This is a genomic window from Streptomyces sp. NBC_00525, assembly GCF_036346595.1.
Lineage (GTDB): Bacteria > Actinomycetota > Actinomycetes > Streptomycetales > Streptomycetaceae > Streptomyces.
Map to the genome: position 1 here is coordinate 4,030,432 of NZ_CP107834.1, position 21,095 is coordinate 4,051,526.

Annotated in this window: 34 protein-coding genes; 27 read left to right on the top strand and 7 right to left on the bottom strand. The window is 69.9% G+C overall.

The annotated features are described in order from the left end of the window. Positions 1–47: 47 nt before the first annotated feature. Complete coding sequence (locus OG710_RS18035; protein ID WP_330240253.1) at positions 48–197, bottom strand: hypothetical protein; 150 nt, start codon at positions 195–197, stop codon at positions 48–50. Here OG710_RS18035 and OG710_RS18040 point away from each other — a divergent pair. Continuing rightward, complete coding sequence (locus OG710_RS18040; protein ID WP_330240254.1) at positions 187–1,047, top strand: hypothetical protein; 861 nt, start codon at positions 187–189, stop codon at positions 1,045–1,047. The two genes, OG710_RS18035 and OG710_RS18040, sit on opposite strands and share 11 nt — an antisense overlap. Continuing rightward, positions 1,044–1,784 carry a coenzyme F420-0:L-glutamate ligase gene (locus OG710_RS18045; RefSeq protein WP_330240255.1) on the top strand — a complete coding sequence of 247 codons (741 nt, stop codon included), beginning with the start codon at positions 1,044–1,046 and terminating at the stop codon, positions 1,782–1,784. The genes OG710_RS18040 and OG710_RS18045 overlap by 4 nt, the downstream gene beginning before the upstream one ends. Before the next feature lie 26 nt (positions 1,785–1,810). Here OG710_RS18045 and OG710_RS18050 read toward each other — a convergent pair whose 3' ends face one another. The 3 genes from OG710_RS18050 to OG710_RS18060 form a co-directional block, all read right to left on the bottom strand. After that, positions 1,811–2,164, bottom strand: a complete 354-nt coding sequence (locus tag OG710_RS18050; RefSeq protein WP_330240256.1) for a hypothetical protein — start codon at positions 2,162–2,164, stop codon at positions 1,811–1,813. A gap of 42 nt (positions 2,165–2,206) precedes the next feature. Continuing rightward, entirely contained in the window at positions 2,207–3,013 is an 807-nt protein-coding gene (locus tag OG710_RS18055; protein WP_330240257.1) for a helix-turn-helix domain-containing protein, read from the bottom strand. Between the two features lie 281 nt (positions 3,014–3,294). After that, the gene (locus tag OG710_RS18060; RefSeq protein ID WP_330240258.1) at positions 3,295–3,720 is read right to left on the bottom strand and encodes an ATP-binding protein; all 426 of its coding nucleotides are present in this window, start codon (positions 3,718–3,720) and stop codon (positions 3,295–3,297) included. 161 nt (positions 3,721–3,881) lie between these two features. Between OG710_RS18060 and OG710_RS18065 the strand changes: the two genes are divergently transcribed. Genes OG710_RS18065 through OG710_RS18075 form a run of 3 tightly spaced genes read left to right on the top strand, consistent with a single transcriptional unit; the run spans position 3,882 to position 5,139 of the window. Beyond that, entirely contained in the window at positions 3,882–4,739 is an 858-nt protein-coding gene (locus OG710_RS18065; protein WP_330240259.1) for a helix-turn-helix domain-containing protein, read from the top strand. Then, complete coding sequence (locus tag OG710_RS18070; RefSeq protein WP_330240260.1) at positions 4,736–4,945, top strand: DUF397 domain-containing protein; 210 nt, start codon at positions 4,736–4,738, stop codon at positions 4,943–4,945. Before OG710_RS18065 ends, OG710_RS18070 begins: the two co-directional genes overlap by 4 nt. Continuing rightward, positions 4,945–5,139, top strand: a complete 195-nt coding sequence (locus OG710_RS18075; RefSeq protein ID WP_330240261.1) for a DUF397 domain-containing protein — start codon at positions 4,945–4,947, stop codon at positions 5,137–5,139. The genes OG710_RS18070 and OG710_RS18075 overlap by 1 nt, the downstream gene beginning before the upstream one ends. Positions 5,140–5,175: 36 nt before the next feature. Here the strand turns inward: OG710_RS18075 and OG710_RS18080 are convergent, their stop codons facing one another. Beyond that, positions 5,176–7,338 carry a poly(A) polymerase gene (locus OG710_RS18080; RefSeq protein ID WP_330240262.1) on the bottom strand — a complete coding sequence of 721 codons (2,163 nt, stop codon included), beginning with the start codon at positions 7,336–7,338 and terminating at the stop codon, positions 5,176–5,178. Beyond that, positions 7,338–9,077: an RNA ligase family protein gene (locus OG710_RS18085; RefSeq protein ID WP_330240263.1), complete on the bottom strand. Its 1,740-nt coding sequence runs from the start codon at positions 9,075–9,077 to the stop codon at positions 7,338–7,340. Before OG710_RS18085 ends, OG710_RS18080 begins: the two co-directional genes overlap by 1 nt. 126 nt (positions 9,078–9,203) lie before the next feature. On the opposite strand from OG710_RS18085, the gene OG710_RS18090 reads away from it, so the two are divergent. Then, the gene (locus tag OG710_RS18090) at positions 9,204–9,428 is read left to right on the top strand and encodes a hypothetical protein (RefSeq protein WP_330240264.1); all 225 of its coding nucleotides are present in this window, start codon (positions 9,204–9,206) and stop codon (positions 9,426–9,428) included. 98 nt (positions 9,429–9,526) lie between these two features. Here OG710_RS18090 and OG710_RS18095 read toward each other — a convergent pair whose 3' ends face one another. Continuing rightward, positions 9,527–9,961, bottom strand: a complete 435-nt coding sequence (locus OG710_RS18095) for a DUF5959 family protein (protein WP_330240265.1) — start codon at positions 9,959–9,961, stop codon at positions 9,527–9,529. A gap of 233 nt (positions 9,962–10,194) precedes the next feature. On the opposite strand from OG710_RS18095, the gene OG710_RS31335 reads away from it, so the two are divergent. The 21 genes from OG710_RS31335 (at position 10,195) to rplR (ending at position 21,078) form a co-directional block, all read left to right on the top strand. After that, positions 10,195–10,389: a DUF5959 family protein gene (locus OG710_RS31335; protein WP_443064271.1), complete on the top strand. Its 195-nt coding sequence runs from the start codon at positions 10,195–10,197 to the stop codon at positions 10,387–10,389. Then, entirely contained in the window at positions 10,383–10,919 is a 537-nt protein-coding gene (locus OG710_RS18100; RefSeq protein ID WP_330240266.1) for an SMI1/KNR4 family protein, read from the top strand. The genes OG710_RS31335 and OG710_RS18100 overlap by 7 nt, the downstream gene beginning before the upstream one ends. A 132-nt stretch (positions 10,920–11,051) precedes the next feature. After that, complete coding sequence (locus OG710_RS18105; protein WP_330240267.1) at positions 11,052–12,272, top strand: hypothetical protein; 1,221 nt, start codon at positions 11,052–11,054, stop codon at positions 12,270–12,272. A 422-nt stretch (positions 12,273–12,694) separates the two neighbouring features. Next, positions 12,695–13,003, top strand: coding sequence for a 30S ribosomal protein S10 (gene rpsJ, locus OG710_RS18110; RefSeq protein WP_003948644.1), 309 nt, complete (start codon positions 12,695–12,697; stop codon positions 13,001–13,003). Positions 13,004–13,016: 13 nt separating this feature from the next. Continuing rightward, positions 13,017–13,661, top strand: a complete 645-nt coding sequence (gene rplC / locus OG710_RS18115; RefSeq protein ID WP_111339468.1) for a 50S ribosomal protein L3 — start codon at positions 13,017–13,019, stop codon at positions 13,659–13,661. Positions 13,662–13,665: 4 nt separating this feature from the next. After that, positions 13,666–14,316, top strand: coding sequence for a 50S ribosomal protein L4 (rplD, locus tag OG710_RS18120; protein WP_111337409.1), 651 nt, complete (start codon positions 13,666–13,668; stop codon positions 14,314–14,316). Then, the gene (gene rplW / locus OG710_RS18125) at positions 14,316–14,639 is read left to right on the top strand and encodes a 50S ribosomal protein L23 (RefSeq protein WP_111337412.1); all 324 of its coding nucleotides are present in this window, start codon (positions 14,316–14,318) and stop codon (positions 14,637–14,639) included. Before rplD ends, rplW begins: the two co-directional genes overlap by 1 nt. Positions 14,640–14,677: 38 nt before the next feature. After that, positions 14,678–15,514 carry a 50S ribosomal protein L2 gene (rplB, locus tag OG710_RS18130; RefSeq protein WP_111337415.1) on the top strand — a complete coding sequence of 279 codons (837 nt, stop codon included), beginning with the start codon at positions 14,678–14,680 and terminating at the stop codon, positions 15,512–15,514. 12 nt (positions 15,515–15,526) lie between these two features. Then, entirely contained in the window at positions 15,527–15,808 is a 282-nt protein-coding gene (gene rpsS / locus OG710_RS18135) for a 30S ribosomal protein S19 (RefSeq protein ID WP_073964433.1), read from the top strand. A gap of 40 nt (positions 15,809–15,848) precedes the next feature. After that, on the top strand, positions 15,849–16,196 hold the full coding sequence (gene rplV, locus OG710_RS18140) for a 50S ribosomal protein L22 (protein WP_004571827.1): 348 nt from the start codon (positions 15,849–15,851) through the stop codon (positions 16,194–16,196). Then, complete coding sequence (gene rpsC / locus OG710_RS18145; RefSeq protein ID WP_111337418.1) at positions 16,196–17,032, top strand: 30S ribosomal protein S3; 837 nt, start codon at positions 16,196–16,198, stop codon at positions 17,030–17,032. Before rplV ends, rpsC begins: the two co-directional genes overlap by 1 nt. A 5-nt stretch (positions 17,033–17,037) precedes the next feature. After that, a complete protein-coding gene (rplP, locus tag OG710_RS18150) occupies positions 17,038–17,457 on the top strand; it encodes a 50S ribosomal protein L16 (protein WP_018101222.1) in 420 nt (139 codons plus the stop codon). Beyond that, on the top strand, positions 17,457–17,681 hold the full coding sequence (gene rpmC, locus OG710_RS18155; RefSeq protein WP_014047786.1) for a 50S ribosomal protein L29: 225 nt from the start codon (positions 17,457–17,459) through the stop codon (positions 17,679–17,681). Before rplP ends, rpmC begins: the two co-directional genes overlap by 1 nt. Beyond that, positions 17,681–17,968 (top strand): 30S ribosomal protein S17, encoded by a 288-nt coding sequence (gene rpsQ, locus OG710_RS18160; protein ID WP_111337420.1) that lies wholly within the window; start codon positions 17,681–17,683, stop codon positions 17,966–17,968. Before rpmC ends, rpsQ begins: the two co-directional genes overlap by 1 nt. Positions 17,969–18,068: 100 nt before the next feature. Then, positions 18,069–18,437: a 50S ribosomal protein L14 gene (rplN, locus tag OG710_RS18165; RefSeq protein ID WP_003966950.1), complete on the top strand. Its 369-nt coding sequence runs from the start codon at positions 18,069–18,071 to the stop codon at positions 18,435–18,437. A gap of 2 nt (positions 18,438–18,439) precedes the next feature. After that, positions 18,440–18,763, top strand: coding sequence for a 50S ribosomal protein L24 (gene rplX / locus OG710_RS18170; RefSeq protein ID WP_111337423.1), 324 nt, complete (start codon positions 18,440–18,442; stop codon positions 18,761–18,763). Further along, entirely contained in the window at positions 18,763–19,320 is a 558-nt protein-coding gene (rplE, locus tag OG710_RS18175) for a 50S ribosomal protein L5 (protein ID WP_018101220.1), read from the top strand. Before rplX ends, rplE begins: the two co-directional genes overlap by 1 nt. A 2-nt stretch (positions 19,321–19,322) precedes the next feature. Then, positions 19,323–19,508, top strand: coding sequence for a type Z 30S ribosomal protein S14 (locus OG710_RS18180; RefSeq protein ID WP_003948630.1), 186 nt, complete (start codon positions 19,323–19,325; stop codon positions 19,506–19,508). A 224-nt stretch (positions 19,509–19,732) separates the two neighbouring features. After that, positions 19,733–20,131 (top strand): 30S ribosomal protein S8, encoded by a 399-nt coding sequence (gene rpsH, locus OG710_RS18185; RefSeq protein ID WP_018101219.1) that lies wholly within the window; start codon positions 19,733–19,735, stop codon positions 20,129–20,131. A 21-nt stretch (positions 20,132–20,152) separates the two neighbouring features. Beyond that, positions 20,153–20,692, top strand: a complete 540-nt coding sequence (gene rplF, locus OG710_RS18190; protein ID WP_111337426.1) for a 50S ribosomal protein L6 — start codon at positions 20,153–20,155, stop codon at positions 20,690–20,692. A gap of 2 nt (positions 20,693–20,694) precedes the next feature. Further along, positions 20,695–21,078 carry a 50S ribosomal protein L18 gene (gene rplR, locus OG710_RS18195; RefSeq protein ID WP_111337428.1) on the top strand — a complete coding sequence of 128 codons (384 nt, stop codon included), beginning with the start codon at positions 20,695–20,697 and terminating at the stop codon, positions 21,076–21,078. The last annotated feature ends 17 nt before the right edge of the window (positions 21,079–21,095 follow it).

Sequence of the window (21,095 nt, forward strand, 5' to 3'; positions counted from 1 at the left end):
GGCGAGAAGCGTTCCCCCATCACGCGTGGCGCGTCAGTCCGAGGGGGTTACCGGTGGTCGCTCAGGAACGTCCGCGCGCGCTCGTCCAGCGCGGCGGCGCACCGCAGGCCCCTGGCGCGGAAGCGGCCGAGGTCGCGGCGCATAGCGGCGACGGCCTTGCGTGTCCGCCTCGACTGCACGCCTTCCATGTGGTCCATCGCCCGGCCCCAGGTGACGCACGCCTGCTCGATGCTGCCTCCGGCGGCCTGCATCTCGGCCTGTGCGACCGACACCCGCAACCCGCACCCGGCCGTCTACCGCGCGCTCCTGGACCAGGTCCGCGCAGGTGCGGCCCTCGCCGTCGCCGACTACCCCCGGCACTGGGACGAGGCCAATCTGACCAATCACGTGGCCCGGCCCCTGATCGCTGCCACGACCGGGCTCGACGTCCCGCAGCCGCTCGCCGGAGACCTCGCGGTCTCCCGCCGGGCGCTCGCCGCAGCCCAGAGGGCAGCAGCAGAACTGCCGCACGAACTCGCGCAATGCGTCCACGGGTATGGGATCGATGCGTTCCTGCTGCTGACCGCCGCCACGACGGGGCCGGTCGAGTCCGTGCGGCTCAAGGAGTCCAAGATCCATGCCGGGTCCTTCGATCACCTGCCTGCGATTTTCCACCAGGCCGTTCCGGTCCTGCTTCACCTGACCGCGACATGGCCGCTCCCACCCGCCCCGGCCCGTACGGGCGCGACCGTCTACCGGGCGACCGACCGCACCCTGCCACCCGGCCGCGTCCAGGCCATGGTCACCGCGCTCACCGACCTCGGCACGGGGCCCTCCGTATACGATGGTGGGCCTTGGCCGTCACGCCTTGCCGATGCCTGGCGGGCCGTCACCTCCGGTACGGCTGCCATCGAAGCAGCCGACCATCTGTGGCCGCACTACCTGCGCCGCGTCTGCGACTGGCTCACCGCCGCACAGCACGCTTCCCTCCAGCGCCGGGCCCAGATCCTCACCGCCGCCCACGACCGCCTTCGTACCGACCCCACTTCAGCAGCAGGAGAACCATGAGTGCCCCTCCGCCCCCCACTTCCGGTTTCTCCGCCTTCGCACTGGCGCCCTTCCCTCGAATTCAGCCCGGAGACGACCTTGTCGGCGCGATGACCGAGGTGCTGTCCCGAACCGGCACCCCGCTGCTGGACGGCGACATCGTGGTGGTTGCCAGCAAGGTCGTCTCGATCTCGGAGAAGCGCTATGTCGCGCTGGCCGACGTCACGCCCTCGCCCGAGGCTGTGGACCTGTCGGCCCGGACTGGCAAGCCGGCCGCCGTGGTCCAGCTCATCCTGGACCACTCGACCGAGCACTTCCTGGCTACCGAGCGCGGACCGATCATCGCCCGCCACACTCTGGGCCATCAGCTGACCTCGGCGGGGATCGACCGGGACGGGGCCGATGGTGTGTGGCTGCTCCCCGTGGACCCCGACGCGTCGGCCCGTACGCTGCGGAACGGCCTTGTCAGTCACACCGAGGCGGACATCGCGGTCGTCATCGCCGACTCGGACGGACGTGCTGACCGGCGCGGGGCCACGTGCGTTTCCATCGGTGCTGCCGGGGTCGCGCCCCTACGCCTCAGCGAGCACGGCGGCAAAAAGCAGGAAGAAACCCTTGCCGACATGATTGCCGCCGCAGCTGGCATCATTCTTGGCCAACGCGGCCGAGGAGCCCCCGTCGTCATCATGAGGGGCATCGGCTACACCGCGTCCGACGAGGGCGTTTCCGCGATGCTTCACCATGCCCCGGTGAGGTGATCGGCTGGACCGGGAGCGCTTGTCGCTCAGCAGGGCGAGCCGCAGTCCCTCGCTGCCTGCGGTGAGGCCAGGACGTCGAGGCCGTAGCCGAGTGCGGCGAGTCCTGCGACGGCCGCCGCCAGGCCGAGGGCGGTGCGCCACCGGCCTCGTACGACGGCGAAGACCGCCAGCGCGGCGACGGTCCCGCCGATGACCAGGACGGGCAGGCCCAGCAGGAGCACGTCGGCGTTCCGCTCGCCCTCGAAGGCGCCGAAGAGCCCCCTGCGCCCGTACGGGAACCACACGGCGAGCCCCGCGAGAGCGCCGAGCAGTGCCGTGAGGAGCCCTGCGGTGCCGGTGACGGCCTCGCGGCGGGCGGTTGTGGTCGATTCGGTGTCCATGCGGGGAGAGACGTACGGCGGGGCCCGCCCGGTTTCGGCCGGTCAGGCCGCCGCGCTGCCCGTCTCCGCGTCGGCCTCGCGACAGTCCCGGCAGTGGCCGGGCTCCGGCGCCCGGAAGACGCGCTCGCAGCGGTCGCAGTCCTGGAGCGGGACGACCTCGGGGCCGCTTGGTTCCGGGGCTTCGGGCAGTGGGGGCGGCAGAAGCGCGGTGAGGCGGGTGCGCAGGAACGCCGCCGGGCGCCGGACGAGGGCGGGCAGGTCGCGGGTCAGCGCGTGCCGGACGGCGGCGGGTTGCACGTCGCGGTCGAACCAGGCGGTGACGGCCGGGGCGAGTTCGCCGATGTCGGCGGCGGTCAGCGTGAGTTGCGCCGCGTGGCGGCGGAGCCCGGCGAGGAGTTGCGCCGCCGCCCGGTGCCGGGTCTCCACCGGAATGGGCTGCGGGGGCCGCCTGCGCGGGGTGGGGGGTGCCGTGGTTTCGGGCGTGGCCGCCGTCGTGGCGCCGGGCTGGTTGTAGGAGGTCGTACGGGTGACGACGCGGCCGTCCGGGAGGCGGATGCGGCTGCGGTGCAGATACCCGGCGGTCTCCAGTTCGCGCAGCGCGGCGGCGATCCTGGCCTCGCTCTCGGGAAAGCGGCCGGTGAGCGACTTGATGCCGACCCTGGCCCCTGCGGGCAGCGACTGGATGTGCGCGGCGAGCCCGATCGCGACGAGCGAGAGCTTCCGGTGCTGGGTGAGGTGGTTGCCGATCACCGTGAAGCCGGAGACGTGGCGGACGTTGACGTGCCGAACGCCTGCGGCGGGGACGCCGGACGGGGCGCGAGGGGGCGCGATAACCTGCGGGGTAGCCATCAGGAAGGTGCTTTCTTCCGTGTTGGTCAGGCCCTCGGTTGAGATTGGCGTCTCGCCGGGGGCCGTCACGTTCTGTGGTTGTCGCGGCGAGCATATGCCAGTCGCCCGGCCCCGAATCCAGCCCGAACGGCCTAGTTCACCCGCGCGAGTGATGCAGGTCAGAGCGGGGTGGGGTGGGGTTGGGTGAGGTTCTCTCCCAGGGTTCTTCAAAAGCTTTTACGTCGCGGCCGGCCGGGTCGCGGTGCACCGGGTCGCGGCCGCCCACGACCCGGTGGAGCACGTCACGGTACGAGATCGAGCTCGGCCCACACCGTTTTGCGCGGCACCGGCCCCTCCACCACGCCCCAGCGGTCCGCCAGCGCCTCGACGATGAGCAGGCCGCGCCCGCCCTCCGCGTACGGACCGGGGGACTCCCGTACGGGCAGCCGGTCGCCCCTCGTGTCGGTCACCTCGACCCGCAACCGCGACGCGTCACTCACGGTGAGGCTCAGCAGGAAGTCCCGGCCCGACACGCGCCCGTGCCCGGCGGCGTTGGCGGCCAGCTCGGCCACGATGTGCGCGGCGGTCTCGGTGGGGAACCCCCAGTCGCCCAACTGCGCCGTGGTGAGCAGCCGGGCGAGCCGTGCGCCCCGGCGCGTGGGGGAGAGGCGCACGGCGAACTGCCGGGCGGTAGCGGAACGTTCGGTTCGGGTGATTTCTCGATTCACGCTACTCAGCGTGGCCGTGCGTGCGTACGGTGCACAGTGACTCGGCGCTTACGTACGGTCATTGTCCCGAGCTTGTCCAGTGTTGTCCCCGCTGTACGGGGTGACGTCCGGGGGACGTAGGCGGTTGAGGAAGAACGGCACACGCGGGAAGCGGGGTACGGATGACTGTGGACGAGGTCGGGGCGGACGAACCGGGCTGGGACGTCGATCCCGACGACGAGTCGGGCGTCGCGGTCGTCGCCGCCGTGGGCCGCCAACTGAGGGCCTGGCGCGAGGCGGCGGGCCTGACGGCGGCGGAGTTCGGAGCGCGGCTGGGCTACGGCGAGAACCTGATCTACAAGGTGGAGGGCGGCCGTCGTATCGCCCGCCCGGAGTTCCTGGACCGGGCGGACGAGGTGTGCGACGCGGGCGGCAAGATCGCGGCGATGAAGCAGGATCTGGCGGCGGTGCGGTATCCGAAGAAGGTTCGGGACCTGGCGAAGCTGGAGGCGAGGGCCGTGGAGCTTTCCGCCTACGGCAACCACAACCTCCATGGCCTGTTGCAGACCAAGGCCTATGCCGAGGCATTGCTTGCCACGCGTCGGCCTGCATACTCACAGGAGGAGCTCCGGCGTTTGGTGGATGCGCGTATGGCCCGGCAGTCGATCTTCGAGCGCTCCCCTGCCCCGGAGTTGAGCTTCATCCAGGAAGAGGTGACGCTTCGCCGCCCGATCGGGGGCGCAGCCGTCATGCGGGAACAGCTCGAACGCCTGCTGGAGGTGGCGGAGTTGCCCAACGTCGAGGTTCAGGTGATGCCGACGTGCCGTGGCGACCATCCTGGAACAGGAGGGCGGATTCAGGTGTTGAAGTTCGCTGACGGCTCGGCCGTGGGGCGCACGGACAACGAATTCGGTAGTCGGCCGGTGTCCGATCCAAGGCACCTCCGCATCCTTGACCTACGGCATGGCATCATCCGGGCTCGGGCTCTCTCGCCGGGGGAGTCGCGGGCCTTCATCGAGCAAGTGCTGGGAGAGACATGATCCGCAAGACCGCTGCCGAGGAAGCGCCTCGGTTGGAGTGGTTCAAGAGCAGTTACAGCGACAGCAGCGACGGCCACGACTGCGTCGAGGTCGCGGCTGCGCCCGGCGCCGTGCACGTCCGTGACTCGAAGGACCTGTCCGTACCGGCGCTTGCTTTCGGGCAGGGTGCCTGGGCGGGTTTCGTTACGTACGCGGCTGACTGCTGATGCTCACCGAAGGCCCTCGGCTGCGGTGGTTCAAGAGCAGTTACAGCAGCAGCAGCGAGGGGGACTCCTGCGTCGAGGTCGCGGCTGCGCCGGGCACCGTGCATGTCCGTGACTCGAAGGACCTGTCCGTGCCGGCGCTCGCCTTCGGGCAGGGTGCCTGGGCGGGTTTCGTTACGTACGCGGCCGAGCGCTGAGCCGGTAGCTAGGGGCCCCGCATCGCGTGGGGCCCCTCAAGCGCGTCCGGGGTTTGGGGGCGGAAGCGGGGTCAGCGATGCCTCCGACAGCCCGCGCAGCACCTCCGTGCCGATCTCCGTCAGGCGGGCCGGGTCCGGTGGCGTCGCGCCCAGGCCGATCGCGTAGCCCGTGCGGCCGTTCACCGACCGTACGCGGGGCCAGGCGCGGCAGTCCGGGGCGCCCGCGTCCGCGAGGGCGCTGGTCAGGGTGAGGAGCCGGCCGCGCAGGCGGCCCTCCTCCGTGGGGTGGGCGGCGGCCAGGGCCCAGGCGGCGTGCTCCGTGAGCGGGGGCGGGGCGCAGAGCGCGTCCGGCTCCTCCGCGTCCAGGAGCTCCCACGCCCGGAACAGCTCCGCCGTGAGGAGGTCCCGGAAGGCCGGGGAGACCTGCGTCGTGCAGGAGCGGACCGGGGCGGCCGGGGTGTACACGGTGAGCGGGGCCCCGTCCGTCCGGGCGGCACCCGCCGGGCCCAGCGTCACCGGGGCGCGCCAGTCCCATGCCGCCCACATCGCGAAGAAGTCCCGCAGGCCGCCGCCGCCCTCGCACACCGTGCGGGCCGCGAGCACCGCCCATGCCAGGCCCGGCAGCCCGCCGCACGGGGCGGAGTCCAGGCCCCTGGCCGACGCCCACTCCTTGACCTCCCGCGCGAGCGCGGTGAACACCTCCCGGTACGGGCCCGTCGCCGCGAGCACCGCCTCCGCGTCGCTCACCGCGCTGAGCGCGAGCGCCGCCGCCTCGCCCAGCTCCGCGCGCCGCGCCACCGCCTCGGCCGGCGGCACGGCCCCCGTCGCCACGGTGGCCAGGTCCACCCGCAGGCCGTCCACGTACCACCGCAGCCCCGGCACCCGCGCGCCCGTCACCTCGCGCAGGCCCCGCGCCTCCGGGAACGCGGCGGCGAGCCGTTCCCGTACGCCCGAAGGGTCGGGGAGCGCCGCCACCAGGTCCAGGTCCGCGCCGGGGCGCGCGCAGCCCATGCGCCGGGAGCCCACGACGTGCACGCGCGCCCCCGGAAGGGCCGCCGCCACCCGGTCCGCGACCTCCTCGGCCGCCACGGCGGGCGGGCCCAGCCCCACCCGTACCCCGTAGTGGTCGGAGATCCACACCCCGCCGGGGCCCGCACGGTCCCCCGTCAGGGTCGCCGTACGCGCCCGCAACCGGTCCGTGCGCAGCAGGACGCGGTCCAGGCGGGAGACCCGGCCGGAGAGGGACGAGATGGCGGCGAGGGGGTTGGCGGACGGGTCGAAGGTGGGCGTACGGTCGGCCGGGCCGTGGACCTCCGTCCAGGCGTCCGTCATCGCGAGCCGCGACTGCGGGCGGTCGCCGCCGTCGTTGAAGTCGCCCACGAGCACGAGTTCGCCCGACACCGCCGCCAACCCAGTGGCCAGGTCGGCCAGTTCGGTGTCGCGGCGGGCCGCCCCGTCCGGGGAGTGGTCGCTGCTGAGGTGGGTGACGGCCACCGTGACCGGCCCGTCGCCCATCTCCACGGCGACCGCCGCGACCGCCTTGTGCGGGCCGAGTACGTGCACCGCCGCCTCGCTCACCGGCAGCCGGCTGAGCAGCAGCAGCCCGTGGTCCGGCACGTCGTGCCCGGCGGGGTCGGTCGCGAGCGTGTAGTGGGCCCGTACCCAGTCGCAGTTCAGCAGCAGCGTGAGCAGGGCGGGCTCCACCTCCTGGAGCGCGACGACGTCCGCGTCCGCCGCGCGCAGTGCCTCCAGGAGCAGGGGACGGCGGTGGGCGGTGTCGATGCGGTCGCTGTCGTAGCGGTCCCAGAGGGTGTTCCAGGTGAGGACCGTCAGCGGGCCGGGCGGGCCGGGCGGGCCGGGTGTCGCGGCCGGCGAAGGCCCCCACGCGCCCGTCGCCGGGGAGTACGCGTGCGGGGTGCGGGCGGTGAAGTAGGGGGGCGGCAGGCGGCGCGCCTCCCGTATCCGGCCGGCCTCCGTCGCGTCGATGCGGTCCGTGCCGGTGGCCCGGTCCCACACCACCTCGCCGTCCGCCTCGAAGAACAGCACCCGGTGCCAGGGGACCTCGCCCCCCGGCGTGAACCGGTCCAGCGGCACCCTCTTCGGCTCCCGGCCACGCTGCGCCACGCCCAGCACGAAGCGCGCCGGGTCGAAGCGGGCGTCCCAGCGGACCCGGTGGTAGATCTCCTCGCTCGTACGCATCAGGCCCGGTCCTCCACGGTTCCGCTGGTGCCGATGTACCAGGTGCGGTGCGCCTGGCCGGGGTACGGCGGGACGAACCGGTGCAGCTGCGACGCCAGCACCCGCGAGGGTACGGGGTGCTCCCGGCGCCCGTTGCGCGCGGCCAGCTCCGCCTCGCCGATCCAGGCCACGGCGTGGGTGACCAGGGCGTCCCGGCGGTGGGCGACCGCGTGCACCAGGGAGCGCTGGTGCGGGTTGAGCGAGGTGGCGTCCCAGATCACCGTCGCGCCGGGGACGAGGGCCGCGTCCAGCCGGTCCAGGCCCTCGCGCAGCACGTCACCGTTGGCGCCCTGGTCGGCGCGCGAGCCCCGCGCCTCGCGGAGATCGTCCAGCGAGAGGTACGTGGCGACGCCCGGCAGCGCGCGGCCGAAGGTGCTCTTGCCGCTGCCGGACGGACCGGCCAGCTGCACCAGGCGCGGGAAGTCCCCGGACCGCCACCGCCAGGTCGCGGCGACGGCCTCATCGGCGGTGGAGATCCGCCCGGCGGCGTACGCGTCCCGCGCCTGCGCCAGGCAGCGCGCGCCGGCCTCGGGCCCGAGACCGGCGAACGCCTCCCGCAGCCCTTCGGGCTCCCGCACCTCCTCCGCGTGCAGGGCCGACCACTCGACCTGCTCCCGCGCACCGGGGGTGTCCGCCAGCGCGCCGGACACCGCGTGCAGTACGGACAGGTCGGCGGCGAGCGCCATCCGGGCCAGCCCGGCGCGCCGGTCCTCGTCCGGGTAGGGGCGGTGGAGCGCCGGGTACAGCCCGACGAGGTCCGCGACGCGACGGGCGAGCGGCAGGCCGAGGGGGCCGGCGAGGAGCGGGGCGAGGGCGGTGCGCCGGGTGGTGTGCAGCAGCGCGGCCAGGACCCCGGCGAGGCGGTGGTCCCCGGTGAGCCCGAGGGCGTCGAGGGCGTCGGCGGCGGCGAGGGCCTGCTCCGGCCGGTCGTGCGGGGGCGTGTTGTGAGGGGGCGCGTTGTGCGGGGGCGCGTTGTGAGGGGGTCCGTCGTCCTGGGGCCCGTCCGCCGGGCCGAGGCCCACCGCCGTGCGCAGGGCGCTCGCGTCGACCGGTGCTCCGGACCGTACGGCCCACAGCGCGGCCGCAGGGGCGAGCCCGTTCTCGACGACCTCCGCGTGCATCCAGTGCGTATCGGTCACCACATGCCCCGGCCGCACCCACTTCCCGACAACGCGCCCGAACGACGCGGCCGGGAAGCCGGCGGCCGGCCGCACGACGTACCCCTCCTGCCGGCCCGTGTCCGGCTTCAGCGCGCGCAGCGCCTTCGCGTCGAACACCCCGCGCCACAGCACGGGCGGCGCGGGGACGCCCAGGGAGCGCAGGAACCCCACGGTCTCGTCCCAGCCCAGACAGCGGTCGCCGTCCCACACGGAGAACCCGTAGAAGTGGCTCTCCAGCGCGTCGTACGCGAGGGAGTGCCGCGCGAACATGTTCTCCCCGCAGACCCGCCACCCCTGCGGCATCCGGGGGCCGATCCGCGCCTGGAGGGCCTTCACCCACGTACGCGACGGATGGTGCGCCGAATCCAGCGAACGGGCATGCAGCCCGTCCGCGTACAGCGTGGTGTTCTCCCCGTCCAACTTCTCCGTGACGACGACCTCGACCCCGGCGAGCGCCGCCAGATCCGTCATCCGCACATCGTCGGAGGAGGCACCGGGCGACCAGGGAAGATGAGGGGTCCGTGGATAGTGAGTCCGCATGCTCTCCGCCCCCGTACGTCCGCCGTGCCCGGCCGGAACTGTAGAGGGACGGGCCCCGCACGCACGAACGAATAACACGTACGGTCAGCCCGACAACCCGTCCGGCCAAGCAGAACGAGAGGGTTCATGGCGGCGTTCGACGACATCCTGCGACTGCTTGGTCCCCCGCGCTTCAACTGGAGCGACGCATCGGGTGAGACCGTCTTCTTCAGGATTCCCGAGAGAGGCGGCGAGCGCTGGTCCGTCGGCGTGTACGAGAGTGACGAGGGTGCGTATCACGAATACCCGATGGCGTTCGACGAGTGGATGCTTTCCTATCTGAGGCCGTGTTTGCGCACGGTGGAGATGTAGGAACGAATCCGGGCGAAGCGTCTGGCGCCGGTCAGGGTTTGCCTGAGCAGGGCGGGGGCCATCGGACTCGCGGAGGGCGGCCCCGAGCCCCTGCCACCTCACCGCTCCAGCTGAAATCGGCTTCTGACCACCGTGAGCATCTGACGGTGTGCTTCCCAATCGGGCTGATTTATGAGGGGCACGGTGACGAAGACCTGTGAGCTGGTGACGTCGTGGACGCTCACCTCCGTGCACCCGCTCGCGTTCTCCTCCATCGGGACGATCATGATCCGCGGGGAGCGTCCGCTCTCCAGCCAGGTGGCCTTTCCTCCGGCTGCGGCAGCCTCCAGGACCTCGGCCCAACGATCGAGGTCATACGCGTTGAGATACAGCTCGACACGACCACTGACGAATCCGGTGCCGACCACGATCTCGGCGCGGAGGGTGTCGTACCGGCCGGTGCCGGAGAAGCTCATTCCCTCGACGATGCGCACCGAGACGCCCTGCTCCCCGTCCGTGAGGGACATCAGCTCGACCAAGCTGGAATCGGGCACGTCGGTTCTGCTTTCTCCTGGGCGGTGTGTACGCATGGACCACATGGTTGCCGCGGCCGCCGGTGAGCGGCCTGCCGGCCCCGGCCAAGTCACTCACGTGATCAAGCATCGCCTCAAGAAGCTCAGGTAACGGCCGGACGCGATCGGCGGCCGTTTCGTGGCACCGGCTGCGACGTCGTGCGGTCGGTAGGGGACGATACAGCCCACGCCGACGTATGAAAGCGAGCAACGTCATGACGGCACCTGCCCCGGTGGATCTGGTCCACCTCGCCGATTCCGACGGCGATCGCTGCGTTGTGCGCGTCACGGGCCGGTTCCGGCCGGGCGGGCTGACCGGCCGCGACATCCTGTGTGCGGAGGTTCTCGTCTCCACGAGTTTCGTAGACGCCCTGCTCGATGGCACCTCTGGTCGGCAGACGACATGTTGAACGTGGCAGCTTTGGAAGACATTGCTCCCGCCATGGTGCCGTTCCGCTCCGAGGCGTCACGCCCCGTCGATTTCGCCGCGGTCTCCTCTGCCCTGGGCTCCGACCTGCCGACGGACTTCAAGGAGCTGGCCCGTCGCTACCCGACACTGGAGTTCGACGGGTTTCTGCGTGTGCCATTGCCCCGTCCCGGTGCCGAGTCCGCCTTTGTCGACGGAATCCGTCGGGAACTAGAAATTCTGCGGGATCTGCAGGACGACGACATGGCGGAAGGGTATGAGGCATATCCGGCACCCAACGGGCTGCTTCCCTGGAGCGAGTCTCTCTCCGGGGACGTCTTCTACTGGCGGGTCGCGGGTCCGGACCCGGACTCCTGGCCCGTCGTCGTGAACAGTAGGAACGACGAGTGGTGGGAGTTTCCGAGTGGGGCCATCGCCTTCCTCGTCTGGCTGATCGACGGGTCGGTCGAGCGGCGAGGTCTTCCTCGGGACGTTCCGGGCAGGCATCCTGTGGTGCGTGTGTTTCAGGGGTGATTCCGTCGGCCCCGTCGGACGGTCTCTTTCCCGGCGCACCCGACGGCCGAATCCAGTTGATGCGGCGCTGAAAGCAGGCGGCCGAGCCGCTGATCTTGTACGACCCCGTACCTCCCGTGAGTGAGTGAGCCCATGAGCACCGTCCCGCCCCCCGAGCACCCCGACGACAGATCCGGCGAAGGGTCGGAGGCGGGGGCGATATCCGACGCGCAGTGGGAGGCGTTCCAGCGGGAGGCTGCGGAGGGTGGGGGGAAGGTGCCCAAGGAGCCATCCGCGCGGGCGCGGATGGTGACGCGCCGGCTGCGTGAGCAGGACGAGGCGGCGGCCGGGCGCAGGCGATGGTGGCAGCGGCGGAAGCGGACTCCGGAGCCGGCGCTTCCGCCGGGCTGGCGCACCGGCCCCGCCTGGCAGGAAACGCGGCGCGGCCCGTTGCGGACCGCGCGCTCGGTGCTCGTGCTGGCGCTGGTCGCGGGGGTGACCCTGGTCGTCGTGCGGCCGTCGCTGCTGCTGGACCGGCTCCCCGGACACCACACCGAGGCCGCCGCGACCGACGCCTCGCCGCTGCCCGCCGAGACGGCGCGGCCGTCCGCCGCCCCGGCGGTCCGGGCCGGCCTGCCCACCCGCGCCCACCCCTTCCGCGGCTCGCCCGCCGAGCGGTGGGCCTCCGGGGCCGATGCCATCGAGCTGCCCGAGGCGAAGGCGACGGGCGGGATGAGCAAGGCCGACGTGGCGCTCGCCCTGCGCCTGACGAAGGAGTTCCTGGTCGCCGCCAATCTGGACCCGGCCGTGCTCCGGGGCGGGCGGCCCGCCGCCGCGCTGGCCCTGCTCGACCCCAAGCAGCCCGAGATACTGCCGAACCTGCGGCGCGCCCTGCGCGACCCGGACGAGAAGCACAACCCGCTGGACCTGGTGAGCCGGTTCGACCCGGCCGAGGTGGCCCTGGCCGGTGACGTGGTCCGGGTACGGGGGCGGATGACGTTCGCGGCGGGGGAGCGGCCGGGCGAGGTCCGGGTGCACGCCGACTACACGTTCGTCTATCCGCTGGTCCGGGCGGACGGGGCGGGGGACGGCGACGGCCCCGTGGCCCGCACGATCATCCGCAGAGCCCTGACGACGTCCCTGCTGGACCCGGCCAAGTGGCAGGCGACACGAGGCAGAATCGGCCTCCACCGCTACGACAGCGAGTTCGGCAACAGCGCGTGCGACGTGCGCGACGGCTACTACCACCCGGAGTTCGGTGACGGCTTGCCCACCGGTACCCCTGCCACCGGTCCGGCCAAGGACCCGTACGACCGAGGCCGGCGCCTGGCCGGGGAGGGTGACGGACGCTGCTGGGCGGTGACCCGCACCTGACGGACCCCGTGAGCAGGGTCGAAGCGCGTCTGCGTTTGAGCATCCACTCGGGCGGGGTAAGATCCCGGCCCGATTGGCCAGGCTCGTGACGCGTGTGGCACACTAGCCAGGTTGCTCGGTTGAGTGTCAATGCTGCGCGCCTCCCGCCGGGAGGACCGGAAGCGAGTCCCACAGTACTCGTCGGCCCCATGCGGGCCGGACGTACGGGAATCTTCCGGGAAGCGTAAGTGGGGCACCGGCCAGGCGCCCGGTGGGGTTTCGCCCCCGGCAGCGTGGTCTTCGGCCCGCACCCCCTTGGTTGGGAAATCCTTCGGGACTTCTACGTAGAGGGGATGCGACACGCCCGACCGCGTGGGTCGGAGGAGAAGTTACCGAACCCCGGGTTCCAGAGCGTTAAACGAGAGACAGGACTACTAGTAGCCATGGCGGGACAGAAGATCCGCATCCGGCTCAAGGCCTACGACCACGAGGTCATCGACTCCTCGGCGAAGAAGATCGTCGAGACGGTGACCCGCACTGGTGCGTCGGTCGCGGGCCCGGTGCCGCTGCCCACTGAGAAGAACGTGTACTGCGTCATCAAGTCGCCGCACAAGTACAAGGACTCGCGCGAGCACTTCGAGATGCGCACGCACAAGCGCCTCATCGACATCCTCGACCCCACGCCGAAGACGGTTGACTCGCTCATGCGTCTCGACCTGCCGGCGGGCGTCGACATCGAGATCAAGCTCTGAGGTGACGCGCGAGATGGCTAAGAACATTAAGGGCGTCCTGGGCGAGAAGCTCGGCATGACCCAGGTCTGGGACGAGAACAACCGGGTCGTCCCGGTGACCGTCGTCAAGGCCGGGCCCTGCGTCGTCACCCAGGTCCGCACCAACGACAGCGACGGCTACGAGTCGGTCCAGATCGCCTTCGGCGAGATCGACCCGCGCAAGGTGAACAAGCCCCTCAAGGGTCACTTCGCCAAGGCCGACGTCACCCCGCGCCGCCACCTGGTGGAGCTCCGCACCCCGGACGCGTCCGAGTACACGCTCGGCCAGGAGATCACCGCCGAGGTGTTCGAGTCCGGCGTCAAGGTCGACGTCACGGGCAAGAGCAAGGGCAAGGGCTTCGCCGGTGTCATGAAGCGTCACAACTTCCGGGGCCTCGGCGCCGGTCACGGCGTGCAGCGCAAGCACCGTTCCCCCGGTTCGATCGGTGGCTGCGCCACCCCTGGGCGTGTCTTCAAGGGCATGCGCATGGCCGGTCGGATGGGTAACGAGCGCGTCACCACCCAGAACCTGACCATCCACGCGGTTGACGCGGAGAAGGGTCTGCTGCTCATCAAGGGCGCGGTCCCCGGTCCGAACGGCGGCCTCGTCCTGGTCCGTACCGCGGCCAAGGGGGCTTGAGGTAATGAGCACCATTGACATCCTTTCGCCGGCAGGCGACAAGGCCGGTACCGTCGAGCTCCCCGCGGAGATCTTCGACGCGAAGACCAGCGTTCCGCTGATCCACCAGGTCGTCGTCGCACAGCTGGCAGCTGCCCGTCAGGGCACGCACAAGACCAAGTCCCGTGGCGAGGTCCGCGGTGGTGGGCGCAAGCCGTACCGCCAGAAGGGCACCGGCCGCGCGCGCCAGGGCTCGACCCGCGCGCCGCAGTTCGTCGGCGGTGGCGTCGTCCACGGCCCGCAGCCGCGTGACTACTCCCAGCGCACCCCGAAGAAGATGAAGGCCGCCGCCCTCCGCGGTGCCCTCTCCGACCGGGCGCGTCACTCCCGCATCCACGTCGTCACCGGCGTGGTCGAGGGTGGGATCTCCACGAAGGCCGCCAAGACGCTGTTCGGCAAGATCTCGGAGCGCAAGAACCTGCTCCTGGTCGTCGACCGCAACGACGAGGCCGCGTGGCTCTCCGCACGCAACCTGCCCCAGGTGCACATCCTGGAGCCGGGCCAGCTGAACACGTACGACGTGATCGTCTCTGACGACGTGGTCTTCACCCAGGCCGCCTTCGAGTCCTTCGTGTCTGGCCCCCAGACCGCTGAGACCGAAGGGAGCGACGCCTGATGAGCGAGGCGACCGTTACCAGCAAGACCTACGACGACCCGCGCGACGTTCTCGTCAAGCCGGTTGTCTCGGAGAAGAGCTACGCGCTGCTCGACGAGAACAAGTACACGTTCATCGTCGCGCCGGGCTCCAACAAGACCCAGATCAAGCAGGCCGTCGAGGCGGTCTTCTCGGTCAAGGTCACCGGGGTCAACACGATCAACCGCCAGGGCAAGCGCAAGCGCACCCGCACCGGTTTCGGCAAGCGCGCGGACACCAAGCGCGCCATCGTGACCCTCGCTGAGGGCGACCGTATCGACATCTTCGGCGGCCCGACCTCCTAGTGAGGCCGAGTCGTCCGGAATCGGACGAGGACTGAGAAATGGGTATCCGCAAGTACAAGCCGACGACCCCGGGCCGTCGTGGCTCCAGCGTCGCCGACTTTGTCGAGATCACGCGGTCCACGCCGGAGAAGTCGCTGGTCCGCCCCCTGCACAACAAGGGCGGCCGTAACAACACCGGTCGTGTGACCGTTCGCCACCAGGGCGGTGGCCACAAGCGCGCCTACCGCGTGATCGACTTCCGTCGTCACGACAAGGACGGCGTGCCGGCCAAGGTCGCGCACATCGAGTACGACCCCAACCGCACCGCGCGCATCGCGCTCCTGCACTACGCGGACGGCGAGAAGCGCTACATCATCGCGCCGCGTGGCCTGGCGCAGGGCGACCGTGTCGAGAACGGCCCCGCCGCCGACATCAAGCCCGGCAACAACCTGGCGCTGCGCAACATCCCGGTCGGTACGACGATCCACGCCATCGAGCTGCGGCCCGGCGGCGGCGCGAAGTTCGCCCGCTCCGCGGGTGCCTCCGTGCAGCTGCTGGCGAAGGAGGGCACCATGGCCCACCTTCGTATGCCGTCGGGTGAGATCCGCCTGGTCGACGCCCGCTGCCGCGCCACCATCGGCGAGGTCGGCAACGCCGAGCAGTCGAACATCAACTGGGGCAAGGCCGGCCGCATGCGGTGGAAGGGCGTCCGCCCGACCGTCCGCGGTGTCGTCATGAACCCGGTCGACCACCCGCACGGTGGTGGTGAGGGCAAGACCTCCGGTGGCCGTCACCCGGTTTCGCCGTGGGGTAAGAAGGAAGGTCGTACTCGTTCGCCCAAGAAGGCGTCGAACAAGTACATCGTCCGCCGCCGCAAGACGAACAAGAAGCGCTAGGAGCGGGTTTAGATGCCGCGCAGTCTCAAGAAGGGGCCCTTCGTCGACGGCCACCTCGCCAAGAAGGTGGACGCACAGAACGAGGCAGGCACCAAGAACGTCATCAAGACCTGGTCCCGTCGCTCGATGATCGTCCCGGCCATGCTGGGTCACACCATCGCGGTGCACAACGGCAAGATCCACGTCCCGGTGTTCGTCACCGAGTCGATGGTCGGCCACAAGCTCGGCGAGTTCTCGCCGACTCGCACCTTCCGCGGCCACGTCAAGGACGACCGGAAGTCGAAGCGCCGCTAACGCGGGGTGACTGACTATGACTTACACCGAAGGGACAACCATGGAAGCCAGGGCCCAGGCGCGGTACATCCGCGTCACGCCCATGAAGGCCCGCCGCGTGGTGGACCTCATCCGTGGCATGGATGCCACGGAGGCTCAGGCGGTCCTGCGTTTCGCCCCGCAGGCCGCGAGCGTGCCGGTCGGCAAGGTGCTGGACAGCGCCATTGCCAACGCCGCACACAACTACGACCACACCGACGCCTCTTCGCTGGTCATCAGCGAGGCGTACGTGGACGAGGGTCCGACCCTGAAGCGGTTCCGTCCGCGCGCCCAGGGCCGCGCCTACCGGATCCGTAAGCGGACCAGCCACATCACCGTGGTCGTCAGCAGCAAGGAAGGAACCCGGTAATGGGCCAGAAGGTAAACCCGCACGGGTTCCGGCTCGGCATCACCACGGACTTCAAGTCCCGCTGGTACGCCGACAAGCTGTACAAGGACTACGTCAAGGAAGACGTCGCCATTCGTCGCATGATGACGAAGGGCATGGAGCGCGCCGGCATCTCGAAGGTTGAGATCGAGCGCACCCGCGACCGCGTCCGCGTCGACATCCACACCGCTCGTCCGGGCATCGTCATCGGCCGCCGCGGCGCCGAGGCCGACCGCATCCGCGGCGAGCTGGAGAAGCTGACCGGCAAGCAGGTCCAGCTGAACATCCTCGAGGTCAAGAACCCCGAGACGGACGCTCAGCTGGTGGCCCAGGCCGTCGCCGAGCAGCTGTCCTCCCGCGTCTCCTTCCGCCGTGCCATGCGCAAGAGCATGCAGAGCACGATGAAGGCCGGCGCCAAGGGCATCAAGGTCCAGTGCGGTGGCCGCCTCGGCGGCGCCGAGATGTCCCGCTCGGAGTTCTACCGCGAGGGCCGTGTGCCCCTGCACACGCTCCGCGCGAACGTCGACTACGGCTTCTTCGAGGCCAAGACGACCTTCGGCCGCATCGGCGTGAAGGTCTGGATCTACAAGGGCGACGTCAAGAACATCGCCGAGGTCCGCGCCGAGAACGCCGCCGCCCGTGCGGGCAACCGCCCGGCCCGTGGCGGCGCCGACCGCCCGGCCGGCCGCGGTGGCCGCGGTGGCGAGCGTGGCGGCCGCGGCCGCAAGCCGCAGCAGTCGGCTCCGGCCGCCGAGGCCCCCAAGGCCGAGGCGACCGCCGCTGCTCCGGCTGCTGAGAGCACCGGAACGGAGGCCTGACCGAAATGCTGATCCCCCGTAGGGTCAAGCACCGCAAGCAGCACCACCCGAAGCGCAGCGGTATGTCCAAGGGTGGCACGCAGGTTGCGTTCGGCGAGTACGGCATCCAGGCGCTGACCCCGGCCTACGTGACGAACCGTCAGATCGAGTCCGCTCGTATCGCCATGACGCGTCACATCAAGCGTGGCGGCAAGGTCTGGATCAACATCTACCCGGACCGTCCCCTGACGAAGAAGCCGGCCGAGACCCGCATGGGTTCCGGTAAGGGTTCGCCGGAGTGGTGGATCGCCAACGTCAAGCCCGGACGCGTCATGTTCGAGCTGTCGTACCCCAACGAGAAGATCGCCCGTGAGGCGCTGACCCGTGCGGCCCACAAGCTGCCGATGAAGTGCCGGATCGTCAAGCGCGAGGCAGGTGAAGCGTGATGTCGGCCGGTACCAAGGCGTCCGAGCTGCGCGAGCTGGGCAACGAGGAGCTCCTCAACAAGCTCCGCGAGGCCAAGGAAGAGCTGTTCAACCTCCGCTTCCAGGCGGCGACGGGCCAGCTCGAGAACCACGGTCGGCTCAAGTCCGTCCGTAAGGACATCGCCCGGATCTACACCCTGATGCGCGAGCGCGAGCTGGGCATCGAAACGGTGGAGAGCGTCTGATGAGCGAGAACACTGTGACTGAGAGCAAGACCGCCGAGCGCGGCTTCCGCAAGACCCGTGAGGGCCTCGTCGTCAGCGACAAGATGGACAAGACCGTCGTCGTCGCCGTCGAGGACCGCGTGAAGCACGCCCTGTACGGCAAGGTCATCCGCCGTACGAACAAGCTCAAGGCCCACGACGAGCAGAACGCCGCCGGTGTCGGCGACCGCGTCCTCCTGATGGAGACCCGGCCGCTGTCCGCCACGAAGCGGTGGCGCATCGTCGAGATCCTCGAGAAGGCCAAGTAATTCCTGAGGGGACTTCCCCTCGGGTCAGTTCCGCCAGGCTCGGCAGGGGTTCCCGTCAAGGAACCCCTGCCGGGAACCGGCAGACGATCAGGAGATAGACGTGATCCAGCAGGAGTCGCGACTGCGTGTCGCCGACAACACGGGTGCGAAGGAAATTCTCACCATCCGTGTTCTCGGTGGCTCGGGTCGCCGCTACGCGGGCATCGGTGACGTCATCGTCGCCACCGTCAAGGACGCGATCCCCGGTGGCAACGTGAAGAAGGGTGACGTCGTCAAGGCCGTCATCGTTCGCACCGTCAAGGAGCGTCGTCGCCAGGATGGCTCGTACATCCGCTTCGACGAGAACGCCGCCGTCATTCTGAAGAACGACGGCGACCCCCGCGGCACCCGTATCTTCGGCCCGGTGGGCCGTGAGCTGCGCGAGAAGAAGTTCATGAAGATCATCTCGCTCGCGCCGGAGGTGCTGTAAGCATGAAGATCAAGAAGGGCGACCTGGTCCAGGTCATCACCGGCAAGGACAAGGGCAAGCAGGGCAAGGTCATCGTGGCCTACCCGGCTCAGGACCGCGTCCTCGTCGAGGGTGTCAACCGGGTCAAGAAGCACACCAAGGCCGGCCAGACCGCTCGCGGTTCGCAGACCGGTGGCATTGTGACGACCGAGGCCCCCGTCCACGTCAGCAACGTGCAGCTGGTTGTTGAGAAGGACGGCAAGAAGGTCGTTACTCGCGTCGGCTACCGCTTTGACGACGAGGGCAACAAGATCCGTGTTGCCAAGCGCACCGGTGAGGACATCTGATGACTACCACCACCGCGCCGCGTCTCAAGACGCGCTACCGCGAGGAAATCGCCGGCAAGCTGCGTGAGGAGTTCTCCTACGAGAACGTCATGCAGATCCCCGGTCTCGTCAAGATCGTGGTCAACATGGGTGTGGGCGACGCCGCCCGCGACTCCAAGCTGATCGACGGTGCCGTCAAGGACCTCACCACGATCACCGGTCAGAAGCCGGCCGTCACCAAGGCCCGCAAGTCGATCGCGCAGTTCAAGCTGCGCGAGGGGCAGCCGATCGGCTGCCACGTCACCCTCCGCGGTGACCGCATGTGGGAGTTCCTGGACCGTACGCTGTCGCTCGCGCTTCCGCGTATCCGTGACTTCCGCGGCCTGTCGCCGAAGCAGTTCGACGGCCGTGGCAACTACACCTTCGGTCTCACGGAGCAGGTCATGTTCCACGAGATCGACCAGGACAAGATCGACCGGGTCCGGGGCATGGACATCACCGTGGTCACCACGGCGACCAACGACGACGAGGGTCGTGCCCTTCTTCGTCACCTCGGCTTCCCGTTCAAGGAGAACTGACCGTGGCGAAGAAGGCTCTGATCGCTAAGGCCGCCCGCAAGCCGAAGTTCGGCGTCCGCGGGTACACCCGCTGCCAGCGCTGCGGCCGGCCCCACTCCGTCTACCGCAAGTTCGGCCTGTGCCGCGTGTGCCTTCGTGAGATGGCTCACCGCGGCGAGCTGCCGGGCGTGACCAAGAGCTCCTGGTAATTCTCCTTCGCCCCTTGGGCGTTGGGAATCACCGGAGACTCTCGGTAAGCATCTGGTCGGCAGGAGCCCGGCTCCGCATGCCGTAGGCTTGCAGGGTTGGGCGCCTGCCGCCCATGACCGACTTACTACGCCGTAGGTCCCCGCACCGCACCCGTCCCGCCTCTGAGCGGGGAGAGGGATGGCGCATACAGGAAACCCCGGCGAGAGAGGCCGAAGGCCAACTCATGACCATGACTGATCCCATCGCAGACATGCTCACGCGTCTGCGCAACGCGAACTCGGCGTATCACGACGACGTCGTGATGCCGCACAGCAAGATCAAGTCGCACATCGCGGAGATCCTCCAGCAGGAGGGCTTCATCACCGGCTGGAAGGTCGAGGACGCCGAGGTCGGCAAGAACCTCGTCCTCCAGCTGAAGTTCGGCCCGAACCGCGAGCGTTCGATCGCCGGCATCAAGCGCATTTCGAAGCCGGGTCTGCGTGTCTACGCAAAGTCCACCAACCTGCCGAAGGTCCTCGGCGGCCTGGGCGTGGCGATCATCTCCACGTCCCACGGTCTCCTGACCGGCCAGCAGGCTCAGAAGAAGGGCGTAGGTGGGGAAGTCCTCGCCTACGTCTGGTAGTCGGGAACGGAGGAACAGCTCATGTCGCGAATCGGCAAGCTCCCCATCCAGGTTCCCGCCGGTGTGGACGTCACCATCGATGGCCGTACGGTCAGCGTGAAGGGCCCCAAGGGCACCCTGACGCACACCGTCGCGGCGCCCATCGAGGTCACCAAGGGTGAGGACGGCGTCCTGAACGTCGTCCGCCCGAACGACGAGCGTCAGAACAAGGCCCTGCACGGCCTGTCCCGCACGCTGGTGGCGAACATGATCACCGGTGTGACCCAGGGATACATCAAGGCGCTCGAGATCAGCGGTGTCGGTTACCGCGTCCAGGCGAAGGGCTCCAACCTGGAGTTCGCCCTGGGCTACAGCCACCCGATCCTGATCGAGGCCCCGGAGGGCATCACCTTCAAGGTGGAGACCCCCACGAAGTTCAGCGTCGAGGGCATCGACAAGCAGAAGGTCGGCGAGACCGCGGCCAAGATCCGCAAGCTGCGGAAGCCTGACCCGTACAAGGCCAAGGGCGTCAAGTACGCCGGCGAGGTCATCCGCCGCAAGGTCGGAAAGGCTGGTAAGTAGCCATGGCATACGGCGTGAAGATCGCCAAGGGCGACGCGTACAAGCGCGCGGCTCGCAAGCGGCGCCACATCCGCGTCCGCAAGCACATCTCCGGCTCGCCGGAGCGTCCGCGCCTGGTCGTGACCCGTTCGAACCGTCACATGGTGGCTCAGGTCATCGACGACATCGCGGGCCACACGCTCGCGTCGGCGTCGACCCTGGACGTCTCCATCCGTGGCGGCGAGGGCGACAAGAGCAGCCAGGCCAAGCAGGTCGGCGCCCTGGTCGCCGAGCGTGCCAAGGCCGCAGGCGTCGAGGCCGTCGTGTTTGACCGCGGTGGTAACCAGTACGCCGGGCGGATTGCCGCTCTGGCTGACGCCGCCCGTGAAGCCGGGCTGAAGTTCTAGCCCCGGTTCCTACGCAC

Bases quoted from the DNA above. Each gene is read 5' to 3' on its own strand.
- OG710_RS18040 (WP_330240254.1), top strand. From the start codon at position 187: ATGTGGTCCATCGCCCGGCCCCAGGTGACGCACGCCTGCTCGATGCTG.
- OG710_RS18035 (WP_330240253.1), bottom strand. From the start codon at position 197: ATGGACCACATGGAAGGCGTGCAGTCGAGGCGGACACGCAAGGCCGTC.
- OG710_RS18045 (WP_330240255.1), top strand. From the start codon at position 1,044: ATGAGTGCCCCTCCGCCCCCCACTTCCGGTTTCTCCGCCTTCGCACTG.
- OG710_RS18050 (WP_330240256.1), bottom strand. From the start codon at position 2,164: ATGGACACCGAATCGACCACAACCGCCCGCCGCGAGGCCGTCACCGGC.
- OG710_RS18055 (WP_330240257.1), bottom strand. From the start codon at position 3,013: ATGGCTACCCCGCAGGTTATCGCGCCCCCTCGCGCCCCGTCCGGCGTC.
- OG710_RS18065 (WP_330240259.1), top strand. From the start codon at position 3,882: ATGACTGTGGACGAGGTCGGGGCGGACGAACCGGGCTGGGACGTCGAT.
- OG710_RS18070 (WP_330240260.1), top strand. From the start codon at position 4,736: ATGATCCGCAAGACCGCTGCCGAGGAAGCGCCTCGGTTGGAGTGGTTC.
- OG710_RS18075 (WP_330240261.1), top strand. From the start codon at position 4,945: ATGCTCACCGAAGGCCCTCGGCTGCGGTGGTTCAAGAGCAGTTACAGC.
- OG710_RS18080 (WP_330240262.1), bottom strand. From the start codon at position 7,338: ATGCGTACGAGCGAGGAGATCTACCACCGGGTCCGCTGGGACGCCCGC.
- OG710_RS18085 (WP_330240263.1), bottom strand. From the start codon at position 9,077: ATGCGGACTCACTATCCACGGACCCCTCATCTTCCCTGGTCGCCCGGT.
- OG710_RS18090 (WP_330240264.1), top strand. From the start codon at position 9,204: ATGGCGGCGTTCGACGACATCCTGCGACTGCTTGGTCCCCCGCGCTTC.
- OG710_RS31335 (WP_443064271.1), top strand. From the start codon at position 10,195: ATGACGGCACCTGCCCCGGTGGATCTGGTCCACCTCGCCGATTCCGAC.
- OG710_RS18100 (WP_330240266.1), top strand. From the start codon at position 10,383: ATGTTGAACGTGGCAGCTTTGGAAGACATTGCTCCCGCCATGGTGCCG.
- OG710_RS18105 (WP_330240267.1), top strand. From the start codon at position 11,052: ATGAGCACCGTCCCGCCCCCCGAGCACCCCGACGACAGATCCGGCGAA.
- rpsJ (WP_003948644.1), top strand. From the start codon at position 12,695: ATGGCGGGACAGAAGATCCGCATCCGGCTCAAGGCCTACGACCACGAG.
- rplC (WP_111339468.1), top strand. From the start codon at position 13,017: ATGGCTAAGAACATTAAGGGCGTCCTGGGCGAGAAGCTCGGCATGACC.
- rplD (WP_111337409.1), top strand. From the start codon at position 13,666: ATGAGCACCATTGACATCCTTTCGCCGGCAGGCGACAAGGCCGGTACC.
- rplW (WP_111337412.1), top strand. From the start codon at position 14,316: ATGAGCGAGGCGACCGTTACCAGCAAGACCTACGACGACCCGCGCGAC.
- rplB (WP_111337415.1), top strand. From the start codon at position 14,678: ATGGGTATCCGCAAGTACAAGCCGACGACCCCGGGCCGTCGTGGCTCC.
- rpsS (WP_073964433.1), top strand. From the start codon at position 15,527: ATGCCGCGCAGTCTCAAGAAGGGGCCCTTCGTCGACGGCCACCTCGCC.
- rplV (WP_004571827.1), top strand. From the start codon at position 15,849: ATGGAAGCCAGGGCCCAGGCGCGGTACATCCGCGTCACGCCCATGAAG.
- rpsC (WP_111337418.1), top strand. From the start codon at position 16,196: ATGGGCCAGAAGGTAAACCCGCACGGGTTCCGGCTCGGCATCACCACG.
- rplP (WP_018101222.1), top strand. From the start codon at position 17,038: ATGCTGATCCCCCGTAGGGTCAAGCACCGCAAGCAGCACCACCCGAAG.
- rpmC (WP_014047786.1), top strand. From the start codon at position 17,457: ATGTCGGCCGGTACCAAGGCGTCCGAGCTGCGCGAGCTGGGCAACGAG.
- rpsQ (WP_111337420.1), top strand. From the start codon at position 17,681: ATGAGCGAGAACACTGTGACTGAGAGCAAGACCGCCGAGCGCGGCTTC.
- rplX (WP_111337423.1), top strand. From the start codon at position 18,440: ATGAAGATCAAGAAGGGCGACCTGGTCCAGGTCATCACCGGCAAGGAC.
- rplE (WP_018101220.1), top strand. From the start codon at position 18,763: ATGACTACCACCACCGCGCCGCGTCTCAAGACGCGCTACCGCGAGGAA.
- rpsH (WP_018101219.1), top strand. From the start codon at position 19,733: ATGACCATGACTGATCCCATCGCAGACATGCTCACGCGTCTGCGCAAC.
- rplF (WP_111337426.1), top strand. From the start codon at position 20,153: ATGTCGCGAATCGGCAAGCTCCCCATCCAGGTTCCCGCCGGTGTGGAC.
- rplR (WP_111337428.1), top strand. From the start codon at position 20,695: ATGGCATACGGCGTGAAGATCGCCAAGGGCGACGCGTACAAGCGCGCG.